This window comes from Thalassotalea algicola (assembly GCF_012932965.1).
In the GTDB taxonomy this organism is placed as follows: Bacteria; Pseudomonadota; Gammaproteobacteria; order Enterobacterales; family Alteromonadaceae; genus Thalassotalea_F; species Thalassotalea_F algicola.
Map to the genome: position 1 here is coordinate 799771 of NZ_JABBXH010000002.1, position 14199 is coordinate 813969.

At 39.1% G+C, this 14199-nt stretch carries 14 protein-coding genes; 6 read left to right on the plus strand and 8 right to left on the minus strand.

From position 1 onward, the window contains the following. The first annotated feature begins 144 nt into the window (after window positions 1-144). Together HII17_RS08250 and deoA are read left to right on the plus strand one after the other, a co-directional pair. Window positions 145-549, plus strand: a complete 405-nt coding sequence (locus HII17_RS08250; protein WP_169074855.1) for a cytidine deaminase — start codon at window positions 145-147, stop codon at window positions 547-549. Window positions 550-559: 10 nt separating this feature from the next. After that, window positions 560-1873: a thymidine phosphorylase gene (gene deoA, locus HII17_RS08255; RefSeq protein WP_169074856.1), complete on the plus strand. Its 1314-nt coding sequence runs from the start codon at window positions 560-562 to the stop codon at window positions 1871-1873. A gap of 91 nt (window positions 1874-1964) precedes the next feature. On the opposite strand, the gene upp is transcribed toward deoA, so the two are convergent. The 5 genes from upp to udk all read right to left on the minus strand — a co-directional run bounded on the left by upp (window position 1965) and on the right by udk (window position 5982). Next, entirely contained in the window at window positions 1965-2594 is a 630-nt protein-coding gene (upp, locus tag HII17_RS08260) for a uracil phosphoribosyltransferase (protein ID WP_169074857.1), read from the minus strand. Window positions 2595-2660: 66 nt separating this feature from the next. Further along, window positions 2661-3239 (minus strand): thymidine kinase, encoded by a 579-nt coding sequence (locus tag HII17_RS08265; RefSeq protein ID WP_169074858.1) that lies wholly within the window; start codon window positions 3237-3239, stop codon window positions 2661-2663. A 16-nt stretch (window positions 3240-3255) separates the two neighbouring features. Continuing rightward, a complete protein-coding gene (gene deoC / locus HII17_RS08270) occupies window positions 3256-4041 on the minus strand; it encodes a deoxyribose-phosphate aldolase (protein WP_169074859.1) in 786 nt (261 codons plus the stop codon). A gap of 15 nt (window positions 4042-4056) precedes the next feature. Continuing rightward, entirely contained in the window at window positions 4057-5304 is a 1248-nt protein-coding gene (locus HII17_RS08275; RefSeq protein WP_169074860.1) for a NupC/NupG family nucleoside CNT transporter, read from the minus strand. An 18-nt stretch (window positions 5305-5322) separates the two neighbouring features. Next, complete coding sequence (udk, locus tag HII17_RS08280) at window positions 5323-5982, minus strand: uridine kinase (protein WP_235938674.1); 660 nt, start codon at window positions 5980-5982, stop codon at window positions 5323-5325. Between the two features lie 282 nt (window positions 5983-6264). Between udk and HII17_RS08285 the strand changes: the two genes are divergently transcribed. Together HII17_RS08285 and HII17_RS08290 are read left to right on the plus strand one after the other, a co-directional pair. Beyond that, window positions 6265-7479, plus strand: a complete 1215-nt coding sequence (locus HII17_RS08285; RefSeq protein ID WP_169074861.1) for a phosphopentomutase — start codon at window positions 6265-6267, stop codon at window positions 7477-7479. A gap of 93 nt (window positions 7480-7572) precedes the next feature. Further along, window positions 7573-9831 (plus strand): TonB-dependent receptor, encoded by a 2259-nt coding sequence (locus tag HII17_RS08290; RefSeq protein ID WP_169074862.1) that lies wholly within the window; start codon window positions 7573-7575, stop codon window positions 9829-9831. Window positions 9832-9897: 66 nt separating this feature from the next. Here HII17_RS08290 and deoD read toward each other — a convergent pair whose 3' ends face one another. The 3 genes from deoD to add form a co-directional block, all read right to left on the minus strand. Next, window positions 9898-10602: a purine-nucleoside phosphorylase gene (gene deoD, locus HII17_RS08295; protein WP_169074863.1), complete on the minus strand. Its 705-nt coding sequence runs from the start codon at window positions 10600-10602 to the stop codon at window positions 9898-9900. 97 nt (window positions 10603-10699) lie between these two features. Next, window positions 10700-10870, minus strand: a complete 171-nt coding sequence (locus HII17_RS08300; protein WP_169074864.1) for a DUF1427 family protein — start codon at window positions 10868-10870, stop codon at window positions 10700-10702. Between the two features lie 17 nt (window positions 10871-10887). Further along, complete coding sequence (add, locus tag HII17_RS08305; RefSeq protein ID WP_169074967.1) at window positions 10888-11892, minus strand: adenosine deaminase; 1005 nt, start codon at window positions 11890-11892, stop codon at window positions 10888-10890. A 197-nt stretch (window positions 11893-12089) separates the two neighbouring features. Between add and aroG the strand changes: the two genes are divergently transcribed. Beyond that, entirely contained in the window at window positions 12090-13136 is a 1047-nt protein-coding gene (gene aroG, locus HII17_RS08310; RefSeq protein WP_169074865.1) for a 3-deoxy-7-phosphoheptulonate synthase AroG, read from the plus strand. A 123-nt stretch (window positions 13137-13259) separates the two neighbouring features. Beyond that, entirely contained in the window at window positions 13260-14195 is a 936-nt protein-coding gene (locus HII17_RS08315; RefSeq protein WP_408033880.1) for an AAA family ATPase, read from the plus strand. The last annotated feature ends 4 nt before the right edge of the window (window positions 14196-14199 follow it).

Genomic DNA, 14199 nt, shown 5'->3' on the forward strand with positions numbered 1-14199 from the left:
ACTTTAAATAAAGTGTAAAACGTTAAAAACCGCACATTACTGTGCGGTTTTTTGTTTTATGACTAGCAATTATTTTAACACTGCATTACTATTGAGTTGACCATTTGGTCAGGAAGTTTGTAAAAATAAAAGGTATAACAACTTATGAGCTCAATTGACTGGCAAAGGCTTATGCAAATGGCGAAACAAGCATATGAAAATGCGTATGCGCCATATAGCAATTTCAAAGTAGGAGCGGCAGCTATTGATGACGAAGATAATCGTTTCTGTGGTTGTAATGTAGAGAATGCATCATATGGCTTAACAGTATGTGCAGAGCGTAATTGTTTCGCTCAGCTTATTGTTAACGGTGCAACCACTGCTAAAGCGTTAGTAGTGTATACCGAGCAAGAAAAGCTTACACCGCCATGTGGAGCATGTCGACAGGTCATTGTTGAATTTATGGCGCCTGACGCACAAGTAAAAGCTATGAATCATTTGGCACAAGAAAAAACCTGGTCGGTAAAAGAGCTGTTACCCGACGCCTTTACTCCAAAAGATTTAACTTAAAGGATTTTCAATGTTATTACCGCAAGAAGTGATTCGTGTTAAACGCAATGGTGATGCGTTAACAAAAGAACAAATTCAATATTTTGTTGATGGTATTACTAACGGCAAATTTAATGATGCGCAAGTTGGCTCTATGGCGATGGCGATATTCCAGCGTGGTATGAATACAGATGAAATTGTTCACTTCACGCAGGCCATGATGCGCTCAGGCACTGTTTTATCTTGGCCTGAATTAGATAAGCCTGTAGTAGATAAGCACTCCACTGGTGGTGTTGGAGATAAAGTAAGCTTTATGTTGGCTGCAATTGTAAGTAGCTGTGGGGCTTATGTGCCGATGATTGCAGGTAGAGGACTTGGTCATACTGGTGGCACGGTTGATAAATTAGAGGCCATTAAAGGTTTTAATACTCAGCCTTCCATTCCAGAATTTAAAACGTTAGTTAAAGAACTTGGTATGGCTATTATTGGCCAAACGAGTAATTTAGCTCCTGCAGATAAACGCTTGTATGGTATTCGTGACATCACAGCGACAGTTGAGTCTATTCCGCTTATTACAGCGTCCATTTTATCGAAGAAGTTAGCGTCTGGGTTAGATGCGTTAACAATGGATGTTAAAGTGGGTAATGGCGCCATGATGCATGATTTAGAAAGTGCTACGGCTCTTGCGCAGAGTATCGCAAATGTCGCGAATGGGGCAGGTGTGAAGACACAAGCCATCATTACCGACATGAACCAAATATTGGGTGATAGCGCGGGTAACGCATTGGAAATCGTAGAAACCGTTGATTATTTAACGGGTAAATATCGTGAGCCTAGATTACATAAAGTAGTTGTTCGACTAGCGCAAAGTATGCTGTTTAATACTGGCTTGGCAACAAATGATGAGCAAGCGTTAACTATGATAAATCAAGCGTTAGATTCAGGGCGAGCTGCAGAAAAGTTTTCTGTGATGATTGCCAGAATGGGGGGGCCAAATGATTTATTAGAAAATCCTTGGCAGTCTATGTCTAAAGCTAATGTTGTACATGATTTAATTGCACCTGAATCTGGCTTTATAGCTGCAATGGAGACGCGAAAACTCGGTATGACAATTGTTGAAATGGGCGGTGGTCGTACAGGTAACGAACAGGCAATTGATCATAGTGTTGGCTTTGACAAGGTTCAACCTGTAGGTACTAAGGTCGACAGAGGCGATGTTATTGCGCGTATTCATGGTAAAGATCAGCAACAAGTTGCTTTAGCGAGTAAGCAGTACTTAGCAGCATTAGAGTTTAGTGATTCTCAGCAAGAATTTTTGCCGGAAGTTTATCGAGTGATTGATTAGTTCCAGCGAAAAAAAAAGCGGCTAAGCCGCTTTTTTTTGGTCGCTTTTAGGTTGTTAAATTTAAGGTATTAAAATTTGAGATTCAGCGCGTTTAAGCGATTGTTCCGAATAGTTTATCGCCAGCATCACCTAATCCAGGCAAGATATAGCCTTGATCATTCAGTTTTTCATCTATAGAAGCTACGTATAGATCTACATCTGGATGAGCTGACTGCAACGCTTCTATACCTTCAGGGGCAGCCACTAAAAATAATGCAATGATACTTTTGCTACCCGTTGATTTAAGTAACTCTATAGTTGCTAAAGCAGAGCCACCCGTTGCTAGCATAGGATCTATAATAATTGCGGTGCGCTCTTCGATATCAGCGACGATATTCTGATAGTAACTTTCAGGTTGTAACGTTTCTTCATTACGTTTCAAGCCAACAACACTTATTTTTGCGCACGGTAAAATTTTAAGCGCTCCATCAAGCATACCTAAACCTGCACGTAAGATAGGAACTAAAGTTGGGTTCTTATTGGCTAAAATAGGTGCAGAAATAGTACCTGACCAACACGTGATAGGGGTTTGTTTTAATGCCAAATTTGTCGTTGCTTCGACTGTTAATATTGTCGCAATTTCGTTAGCTAATTCACGAAAAGACTTCACGGAAATACTTTCTTCTCGTAAAAGGCTTACCTTATGTTTAACCAAAGGATGTTCGCTTGCAAAAACTGCCATATTAATTCCTGTTATTTGATTTGGTTCGCGCTTAAATAGATAACAAAAGTGTACTTTAAAGTACATTTATTGCCAGACTAATTGTTTAAAATGGATACGACAAAGAGACTCATACCTGTCATTTCCTCCAACCTCTACTTGGTTGCCTGAAGTGACAGCAGCTCCTTTCTCATCAATTCTAACCACAAAATTGGCCTTTTTACCGCAATGACAAATCGTTTTAAGCTCGACCAATTTATCTGCCCATGCTAGTAGGGCGGCACTACCTGAAAAGGTATTACCTAAAAAATCTGTACGGATACCATATGCAAGCACTGGGATTTTTAGTAAGTCTACGACATCGGTTAATTGTTTCACTTGTTGCTCGGAGAGAAACTGCGATTCATCAATTAATAAACAGTCAACTTTGTGCTTTTGGTGTTCAGTTGCTGTTGCCTGATATAAATCGGTAGCGTTATTGAATAGTTCGGCATCGGCATTAATGCCAAGTCGCGACGCAATTTTTCCTTGCTCAAAACGGTCGTCAATTTGTGCAGTATAAAGCATGCACCTCATACCGCGCTCTCGGTAGTTATAGGCAGATTGCAGCAAATGTGTAGATTTACCGGCATTCATTGCTGAATAATAAAAATATAATTGAGCCATCTAAATACTTTATTGTTTAGTAGTTATTGGTATTAGTTTCGTTATTTGACTGGTGACCTAACGTCTCTAGTAAACTACTTAAAAGGCCACTGGCACCAAATCGAAATCGGTTAGCATCTACCCAATTGTCACCTAGTACAGCTTTAGCTTGCTTAATGTATTGGCGAGCATCTTCAGCAGTTTTTACGCCGCCTGCTGCTTTGAAGCCAACAGCAGGGTTTAGGTTTTTAATGACATTTAACATGATATTGGCTGCTTCAGGTGTCGCATTGACCGGTACTTTGCCGGTAGAGGTTTTAATAAAGTCTGCACCTGCTTCAATACAGATTTCACTCGCTTGCTGAATAAGTGCATCGGTAGTCAATTCACCACTTTCGATGATAACTTTAAGGGTTACTCCCGAGTCATGGCACTCTTGTTTACACCGTTTAACCATTTCTAAACCAATAGTTGCATCACCCGCCATTAATGCTTTGTAGGGAAATACTAAATCAACTTCATCTGCGCCATAAGCGATGGCGGCTTTTGTTTCTGCTAATGCAATGGCTAGATTGTCACCGCCATTTGGAAAATTAGTTACTGTAGCTATTTTTATATCATTGGCATTAAGATCTGCTAGTGTTTGCTTCGCTAACGGAATAAAACGAGGGAAAATACAAATAGCTGCTGTATTGCCTGCTTTGCTATTTGCTTGCTGGCATAGGTGAACTATTTCTTCTGGAGTTTCTGAGTCGGTTAAGCTAGTTAAATCCATATAAGAAAGAGCTAGCTTTGCGTAATCTTGAATGGCTAAGTCAGTCATTAGGTTTTCCTACAGTTATAATCCAATAAATACGCCGGCAATGGCTGCACTCATGAGGTTTGCTAAGGTTGCCGCTAACATTGCTTTTACACCTAAACGAGCAATGTCAGGTCGACGACTAGGCGCCATAGAGCCAATGCCGCCAAGTAAAATGGCAATAGAGGATAGGTTGGCAAAGCCACAAAGCGCAAAAGTGATTATCGCTTGTGTTGATGCGCTTAGTGTTTCTTTTACTTCAACAAACTGAACATAGGCAAAAAATTCATTTACCACGACTTTTTGGCCGATAAAACTACCTGCTTGAAGCATTTCGTTAACCGGTACACCGATTATGAACGCAATTGGAGCAAACAAGTAACCCAGCATCCACTCGATAGTAATGCCTTCAAATCCAAGTAAGTTTCCTAACCCATTTACCATGCTGTTTAGTAAGGCAATAAGGGCGATGAAAGCTAGCAACATAGCACCAACATTTACAGCAAGCTTTAAGCCTGATGCTGCACCAGATGCTGCTGCATCTATAACATTCGCTGGTTTCTCTTCTTCGGCTTCGTCAATATCAATGCTTTGTTCTTGACGAGTGTGAGACTCTGTTTCTGGCAAAATGATTTTAGCCATTAACAGTCCGCCTGGTGCTGCCATAAATGAAGCCGCGATCAAGTATTTTAAGTCGACCCCTAAGCCAGCATAGCCAGCCAAAACTGAACCAGCTACTGACGCTAAACCACCAACCATAATGGCAAACAGTTCTGATTGGCTCATGTTTTTAATATATGGTCTAACAACAAGAGGCGCTTCTGTTTGACCAACAAATATATTTGCAGTTGCCGACAGTGATTCTGGCTTGCTGGTTTTAAGTAGTTTTTGCAAACCACCCCCAATAACCATAACGACTTTTTGCATTACGTTTAAGTAATAAAGAACAGCAATTAAAGAAGAAAAGAAGATGATAACTGGCAGTACACGAATGGCGAAAACAAACCCAACACCATTATCAAACATCGCATCGGTTCCTAGCCCACCGAATAGGAAGTCAATACCAGCCTTGGCTGAATCAATAACATGTTGAACACCATTTGACATGGAGGCAAGTACATCTTTACCAAATGGAATATATAAAACGAAAGCACCTAGAAATATTTGTAATGCAAAGGCAAAACCTACTGTTCGCCAGTTAATAGCACTTCGTTTATAAGATAAAGCAAACGCTATTGCTAGCAACGCGAGTATCCCTAATACACCTCGTAATGCAGTTAAATCCATAAAATCCTCTTATTATTTTTATTGGCTAAGTTGGCGTATTTTTGCCTTAATGACTTCAATGGCCATTCTATTTTTGCCACCGCGGGTTATTACTATATCAGCATGTATTTTTGCTGGCTCGATAAATTGATAATACATGGGTCTAACGGTAGAAATGTACTGTTCAGTAATCGATTCAATCGTTCTATCTCTTTCAACTGTGTCACGTTCAATTCGTCTTAATAAACAAATATCAAGCGGGGTGTCCATATAAACTTTAATATCGAAGCGATCTCGGAGATTTTTGTCAGTAAGCAGCATAATGCCTTCAATAAGCACTATTTTGGTTGGTTCAATGGTGTTGCTCTTTTCAGTTCTCGTATGATTTTTATAGCAATAAACAGGGCATTCAATCGATTGACTAGACACTAGCTGTTCTAGATGTTGGCTTAGCAATTCATGCTCAAAAGCTTTTGGGTGATCGTAGTTTGTTTTAACACGTTCCTCGAAGGGCATATGTGTTTGATCACGATAATAAGCATCTTCTTTTATTATTGCGATAGAGTTGGCTCCAAGCTCTGGCAATAGCTCGTCGTAAATAGTTTGTGCAAAAAGAGATTTGCCAGAAGCTGAAGCACCAACGATAGCGATAAATGTTGGTTTAGGAGAGTTTTCTTCGGGCATTTTAGTTTGATTCATATAAGTGTGTTAACGCTTTTATTGAATATATTGTGGCTTATCTTCCATTAAATTTCACAAGCAAAAATTAATTGAACCCAGTAATTTTTGAAAAATTAATAGTAAAGCGGAAAAATTTGCGTAACACTAACATAAGTTGACCGACTGGTCATGTTTATTGTTAAAATAAATAAGTATTTCATTTATTATAGCGTATTACTATTTAGTGATTTGTATTAGCTTAATCATAAGCTGGTCTATATTTACTACTAGTAGATAGCGAAATTTATCTTAGGAGAACAAATGGCACGAGTCATTTTGATGGTGATTGATAGCTTTGGTATTGGTCATGCCCCTGATGCCGACAAATTTGGTGACGTCGGTGCTAATACATTCGCTAATTTATCTAAAGCGTTAGAAAAAGAAAAGGGTAGGCCTATCCACCTTCCAAATTTTGCCAAACTAGGTTTGCTGTCTGCTGGTGAACAGGCGTCAGGTGTTCGAGTTAATCATGAAAAAGTAGAGAATGTTAAAGGTGCATATGGTTACGCAGCTGAATTGAGTACAGGAAAAGACACACCGTCAGGTCACTGGGAAATGGCTGGAGTACCTGTTTTATTTGATTGGGGCTATTTTGATAAAAAAGAAAATAGTTTTCCATTAGATTTAATTAATAAAATTAACGAAGCAACGGGTTGCCTGGGAATGCTAGGCAATTGCCATGCCTCAGGAACGGTAATAATAGAACAACTAGGTGAAAAGCATATTAAAACAGGTTTACCTATTTGTTACACCAGCGCTGATAGTGTCTTTCAGGTTGCCGCACATGAAGAGCATTTTGGTTTAGATAACCTATATAGATATTGCGAAATAGTACAAAAAATTGTTGGTCCAATGAACATTGGGCGAGTTATCGCTAGACCATTTGTCGGCGATGACGCAAAGTCCTTTACTCGTACAGGCAATAGACGCGATTATTCTATTTTACCGCCTGCACCTACTGTTTTAGACAATATCCAAAAAGCCGGCGGTACGGTTATAAGTGTTGGAAAAATCGCCGATATATTTGCTCATCAAGGTATTAGTGAAAATACTAAAGCAACTGGCATAGATGCGTTAACTGATGCAACTCTTGACCATATTAATACGGCAAAAGATAACACCATCATTTTTACTAACCTTGTTAATTTCGATCAAGACTTTGGTCATCGTCGTGACCCAGTAGGTTATGGGTTAGCACTAGAAGCGTTTGATAAACGTATTACCGAAATAAAAGCGGCGATGAAAGATGATGATATCTTATTTTTTACGGCAGACCATGGTTGTGATCCAACATGGCCTGGAAGTGATCATACGCGAGAATACGTTCCTGTTCTGGCATATCACCATCACATAGGCCAAGTAAATTTGGCTGAGCGAACAACATTTGCTGACTTAGGACAAACGATTGCGGATATCTTTAATGTAACAAAGTTGTCCTATGGGACAAGTTTTTTAGACGAATTGGTATTTAAGTAGTAAACTTTACTCCCGAAGCATAAGGTTCAGAAAACAAAAATAAAAAGAACCAAAAATAACTTATTTATTTTGAAACACCTTCGGGAGAATATAATGAAACTGTTAAAGCAGTCTTCTATCGCACTATGTGTAAATGCAGCATTGTTTGCATCAGCTACCAATTTTGTTCATGCAGCTGAATCAGCTGATAAAGAAGAAGTAGTTGGTATTGAGGTTATTGAAGTAACCGCACGTAAAAGAACAGAAAATGTTAAAGACGTACCAATTTCTGTTTCTGCTCTAACCCCTAAAAAATTGGAAGTTTTAGGCTCTTCAGGTATGGACGTTCGTGCCTTATCTGGTAAGGTGCCTAGCCTTTTAATTGAATCATCTTTTGGTCGTACTTTCCCACGCTTTTATGTACGTGGTCTAGGTAATACTGATTTTGATTTATTGGCCTCTCAACCTGTTTCACTTGTCTATGACGATGTTGTACTTGAAAATGCCTTAACTAAAGGTATGCCAATGTTCGATATAGAGCGAGTAGAAGTTTTACGTGGTCCGCAAGGTACGCTTTTCGGTCGTAATACAACAGCGGGTATTGTTAAGGTTCAATCTAAAAAGCCAACTCAAGACTTTGATGCAACTGTTTCAGGTTCATATGGTTCATATGGCTCGACGGATTTTCGTTTGGCTGTAGGCGGTGCTTTATCTGATACGCTTTCTGCTCGTATATCTTTATTACAACAAGATAGAGATGACTACATTGATAACAAAGCGCCTGGTTTTGAAAAGAAAGATGAGTTAGGCGGCTACAGCGAAACTGCTGGTAGAATTCAGCTTTTATGGGAGCCTAGTGACGAGTTTAACGCTTTGTTTAACTATCACTTTAGAGATGCAGAAGCAGATTCTCGAATCTTCCGTGCAAACATTATTAAGCCAGGTACAAACGACTTAGTTGACGACTTTGATCGTGAAACGGTTTACCAAGATGCTGCTAGCCGAAATGATCAAACTGTAGACATGAAGGGCGGTAGCTTAAAGTTAGAGTATGACTTTGGTGATTACACATTAACTTCTGTTAGTGGTTATGAATCAGCTGAAATGTTCTCAGTTGGTGATATTGACGGTGGTTACGGTGCAGCGTTTTTACCTGACTACATGGGACCAGGATTTATTCCTTTCCCATCAGAAACTGGCGCAAAAATGCCAGATCATGAACAGCTAACTCAAGAGTTACGTATTGCTAGTAACGAGTTAGGTAAATTAGATTACCAGTTTGGTTTCTTCTATTTTGATGAAGACTTAACGATTAACAACTTGAGTTTTGATACGCTGGGCGGTGGTGCACAAAATGGTATCGCTGTACAAAATATGCAAACAACTGCATGGGCTGTATTTGCGTCAGTAGATTATGAAGTATCTGACAGAGTAAATGTTAACGGTGGTTTACGTTATTCTGACGACGAAAGAGAGTGGGACGGCACATTAGTTCAATCACCATTCGGCGCACCAAGCTTTAGCGAAGAAACTAGCGTAGATGATTCACAAGTAAGTGGTGATTTAAGCGTTAATTACCGCTATAGCGATCAAACAAACTTCTATGGTCGTATTGCTCGTGGTTACCGCGCACCAAGTATTCAAGGTCGTAACTTATTATTCTCTGGGAACGCAACAACAGCTGACTCTGAAACAGTAGTATCTGTTGAAACTGGTTTTAAATCGACAACTGAAGATAATATGGGTCGTTTAGATGGCTCTGTATTTTATTATGAAGTGAGCGACCAGCAATTAACTGCAGTAGGTGGGTCTGGCAATTTAGCAACCTTGCTTAATGCCGACAAAGCTACAGGTTATGGTTTTGAATTAGACGGTGAATACTATGTTACTGCTGACCTAGTGTTTACTGGTAGTTTAAGTTATAACAATACTGAAATTCAGCAAAGTGACTTAGGTGTAGCGCCTTGTGGTGCAAGCTGTACAGTTAAAGATCCAATCAATGATCAAGGTTTTGCGCTTATCGATGGTAACTCGTTACCACAATCGCCAGAATGGATTAGTAATTTTGCTGTTCGTTGGTCAAAAGAGATTGGTGATGGTGAATTATATGTATACAGCGACTGGTCTTACCGTAGCGAAGTAAACTTTTTCTTATATGAGTCGGTAGAATTTGAAGGCGACGCATTACTAGAAGGCGGTATCAGAGTAGGTTATGAATGGTTTGGTGATGATGCTGAATATGAAGTAGCAGCATTTGGTCGAAACATTACTGATGAAGAGCAATTAACAGGTGCAATTGATTTCAATAACTTAACTGGTTATATCAATGAAGGCCGTTTCTTCGGTATTGAGTTTAAGGCTAACTTCTTCTAAACATTTCTCATAAGAAAGAAACTAAAAAAGGCTGCAAATGCAGCCTTTTTTATGATCAATGTTTATCTATAAAATACTTTCTAAGGTAAGTTCCATCATATCTTTAAAGGTACTTTCACGCTCGTCAGCTGTGGTTTGCTCACCTGTTTTTATATGATCGCTTACAGTTAATACGGTAAGTGCTTTTTTACCTAGCTCTGCAGCTACGCCATATAAACCAGCAGCTTCCATCTCAACCGCTAAAATGCCGTGTTTTTCCATTAATGCGAACATTTCTGGTTGCGGTGTATAAAATAAGTCAGCAGTGAAAATATTACCTACGTTAACAGGTTTGCCTAACTTTTCAGCAGTGTTTACTACTTTGTGTAGTAAGCCAAAATCTGCACATGCAGCAAAGTCACAATTGTTTAAACGTTTACGGTTAACATTGGAATCCGTGCTTGCTGCCATACCAATAATAACATCACGAACTTTAATATCGTCTCGCACTGCGCCACATGAACCGATACGAATGATGTTTTCTACACCATATTCGTTGTAGAGCTCAGTAGCATAGATCGAAATTGAAGGAACGCCCATGCCCGAACCCATAACGGATATTCGCTCACCTTTGTAGGTACCGGTATAACCAAACATGTTTCTTACACGAGTAATACACTTCGCGTCTTCTAGGAAGTTCTCTGCGATAAATTTGGCGCGTAGAGGGTCGCCAGGCATTAAAACTGTTTCTGCAAAATCGCCAACAGCTGCTTCAATATGTGGTGTTGCCATAATTAAACCTTATGTTGTCTAATGTCAGTAAGTTTCTAGCCAGAAAAATCTGCTATCAAGGGTTTTTTACTGAAGTTTTATAAAAATGAAATCTAGATTAGCTAAAAAATCGTTCAACTAACCAGTTATATCCTATCCCGCCAAGGTATATACCTACAATGCCAGCAATGCCAGAGATTACCGGCGGTGCAGGTAAAGGTAGCTTTAACAGCGAGAAAATCACGCCAACTAATGCACCTGTGGCCAAGGATAAAAGAACTTCAGTCATTTTCTCTCCTTTATATCTTAGTTCTCATTTGTTTTTATGCTTCGCAAAGTTTGTTTTTCAGAGTCTGAAAGAAACGCCATATTAATAGCGTTTTCTTGCAAGACGGTGAAATCTTTCTCTGAAAAATTAAACAGTTGCTTTGCTAATTTGAATTCATCCTTAATTTCAATCCCTTCAACTGCTGGATCGTCAGTGTTTAAGCATACCAAGTTACCATTTTCTAAGAATTTGGTAATAGGATGTTGAGCTAAATCTTTAACAGTGCCAGTTTGAAAATTTGATGTTAAGCATGATTCAAGTCCAATATTATACCTGACCATGTGGTCAAGTAAATCCTGATCTTGATAACTATTTACGCCATGGCCAATTCTTTCAGCACCGAGCATGTTAATTGCTTGCCAAACACTGTCTGGTCCCATTGCTTCACCAGCATGCACTGTAATACGCATGTTTTCATCTCGTGCTTTTTTGAATAAATCGACAAACATAGTACAAGGGTAATTAATTTCGTCGCCTGCTAAGTCAATGCCAGTAATATGATTTTTATGATCAAGTATTGCATTTAGTTCTGTTGTACAGTGCTTTACGCCAAACGTTCGGCTCAAAATACCTAATAAATTAATCTTTATCGCATATTGTTGCTGACCCGCATTTACGCCATCTACTATCGCAGCCACTACGTCAGAGACAGGCAATTGATGGTTCATTGCCATGTAAAACGGGGAAAACCTAAGTTCTGCATAGCTTAAACCAGCATTAAAGGCATCTTCGACATTTTCATATGCAACACGTTTAACATCATCCAGAGTCTTTAATACTTTTACACCCCAATCAAGCTTTGCGAGAAAAGATAACAGATCGGGCTCATTTTTTTGAATTTGCACATGTGGCATTAATTCTTCTAGATTTGAAGCGGGCAACTTTATATTGTTCTGATTCGCTAAATCCCAAATAGTTTGTGGTCTTATATTACCGTCTAAATGACGGTGTAAATCTATTAAAGGAAGTGCTGAATTATAAATGGTCATAACTACCTATTATTTTCATAGCGCCGTTAGTTATTGTGTACATAAATTGACGCATGTTAATGATAGTTAAAATTATACCCTGTTTTTCGTATTTATGGTTGGTATTACCAAGTTATCCTGTTAGATTAACTGCGGGATTACTCATCTAGGCGTCTAGACGTAAATATAAATAAGAAGTTAAGAGAAAACACATGTACCAAACCGACGATATTCGTATAAGTAAAATTAAAGAGTTATTACCGCCAATTGCATTAATTGAGCGATTTCCTGCAACTGAAAAAGCGTCGGAAACAGTGTTTGAGGGCCGTGAGGCTATTAGTAATATTTTTAATGGTAAGGATGACCGTTTATTAGTGGTTATTGGTCCGTGTTCAATTCACGATACCAAAGCAGCGATTGAATATGGAGAGCGTCTTGTTCAATTACGAGAAAAGTATAAAGATAATTTAGAAATTGTGATGCGTGTATATTTTGAAAAACCACGCACAACTGTGGGCTGGAAAGGCCTTATTAACGACCCTTATTTGGATAACAGCTTTAAATTAAATGACGGCTTACGAATGGGGCGCAAGTTATTGCTAGATTTAAATGATCTTGGCTTACCTACTGCTGGTGAATTTTTAGATATGATCACGCCACAATATATGGCGGACTTTATGTGTTGGGGAGCGATTGGTGCTCGTACTACAGAAAGTCAGGTTCATAGAGAACTTGCTTCTGGTTTGTCATGTCCAGTTGGTTTTAAAAATGGCACGGATGGCACGATTAAGATTGCCATTGACGCTATTGGCGCTGCAAGTGCGTCACACCACTTTTTATCGGTAACTAAGCACGGTCACTCTGCTATTGTTGAGACGGCAGGCAACCCTGATTGCCATATTATTTTACGCGGTGGAAAATCAACAAACTTTGATAGCGAAAGTGTAAATGAAGTGACTACTCAACTATCTGGTGCGAATTTAAATACTAAGATTATGATTGATTTTAGCCATGCCAACAGCCAGAAAAAGTTTGAAAATCAAATGCTAGTTAGTGACGATGTTAGTCAGCAAATAGCGTCAGGTAACCATAATATTTTTGGCGTAATGGTAGAAAGTCATTTAGTTGAAGGTCGTCAAGATTTAGTCGACGGTAAAGTACAAACCTATGGGCAGAGTATTACTGATGCCTGTATAGGGTGGCAGGATACTGAAAAATTATTGGCACAATTAGACGAAGCTGTTGCAAAGCGCCGATAAAGGTTAACATTTTATTTTATAGAAGAAAGTCGCGAAAGCGGCTTTTTTTTATGGAGAAAGTTTTATGTGCATTACGGATAATTATACGTTAGTGTTTGCCGACTAAGAGAAGTAAAGAAAGCTATGAATATGGAAAGTTTAATCAACGGCGTTATTAGCCAAGTTAGTAAAGTGGTGTTAGGGAAACCTAACGAAGTTAAGTTATCTGTAGCTTGTTTACTGGCAAAAGGGCACTTATTGTTGGAAGATCTACCAGGTATGGGGAAAACAACCTTAGCTCAAGTATTAGCTAAAGTATTTGGGTTAAGCTTTCAAAGGACACAATTTACTAGCGACATGTTACCTTCTGACGTCACCGGTATCTCGATATTTGATCAAGAGCAAAAAGCTTTTGTCCTTCATAAAGGGCCAATTTTTAGTCAGCTTTTATTAGCCGATGAAATAAATAGAGCGAGCCCAAAAACACAAAGCGCGCTACTTGAAGCCATGGAAGAGCACCAAGTTAGCATTGATGGCACAACCTATGAGCTTGCTTCACCATTTTTTGTCATAGCGACGCAAAACCCGTTATTTCATGCAGGGACTAACCCATTGCCTGAGTCTCAACTAGATCGCTTTATGATGCGACTATCGCTAGGCTTTCCTGATGTAGAAGCAGAAAAACAAATTTTACTTGGTAAAGAGTTAAAACAAAAAATTGAAAATGTTGAAACGGTGTTAACTCATCAACAACTCATAGATATTCAGCAGGCAGTTTCTAAAGTAACGGTTTCTGACGCAGTACTAGAGTATATTATCGCTTTGTGCCAAGTAAGTAGAAATGATGAGTTTTCTGGAAATCCATTATCACCGCGTGCAGGTAAGGCGCTATTAAAGTCTGCGCAAGCTTGGGCATTTATACATCAACGAGATTACATTACACCAACCGACGTGCAGGCAGTGTTTGCAAGTGTCTGTGAACATAGACTCGATGCCGGGGTGATGGAGTTAAATTCTGAAAGCTCGGTGGCAAGCCAAGTTCTCAGTAAAGTTGATGTGCTAGCACCAATTACGCAATAATTAT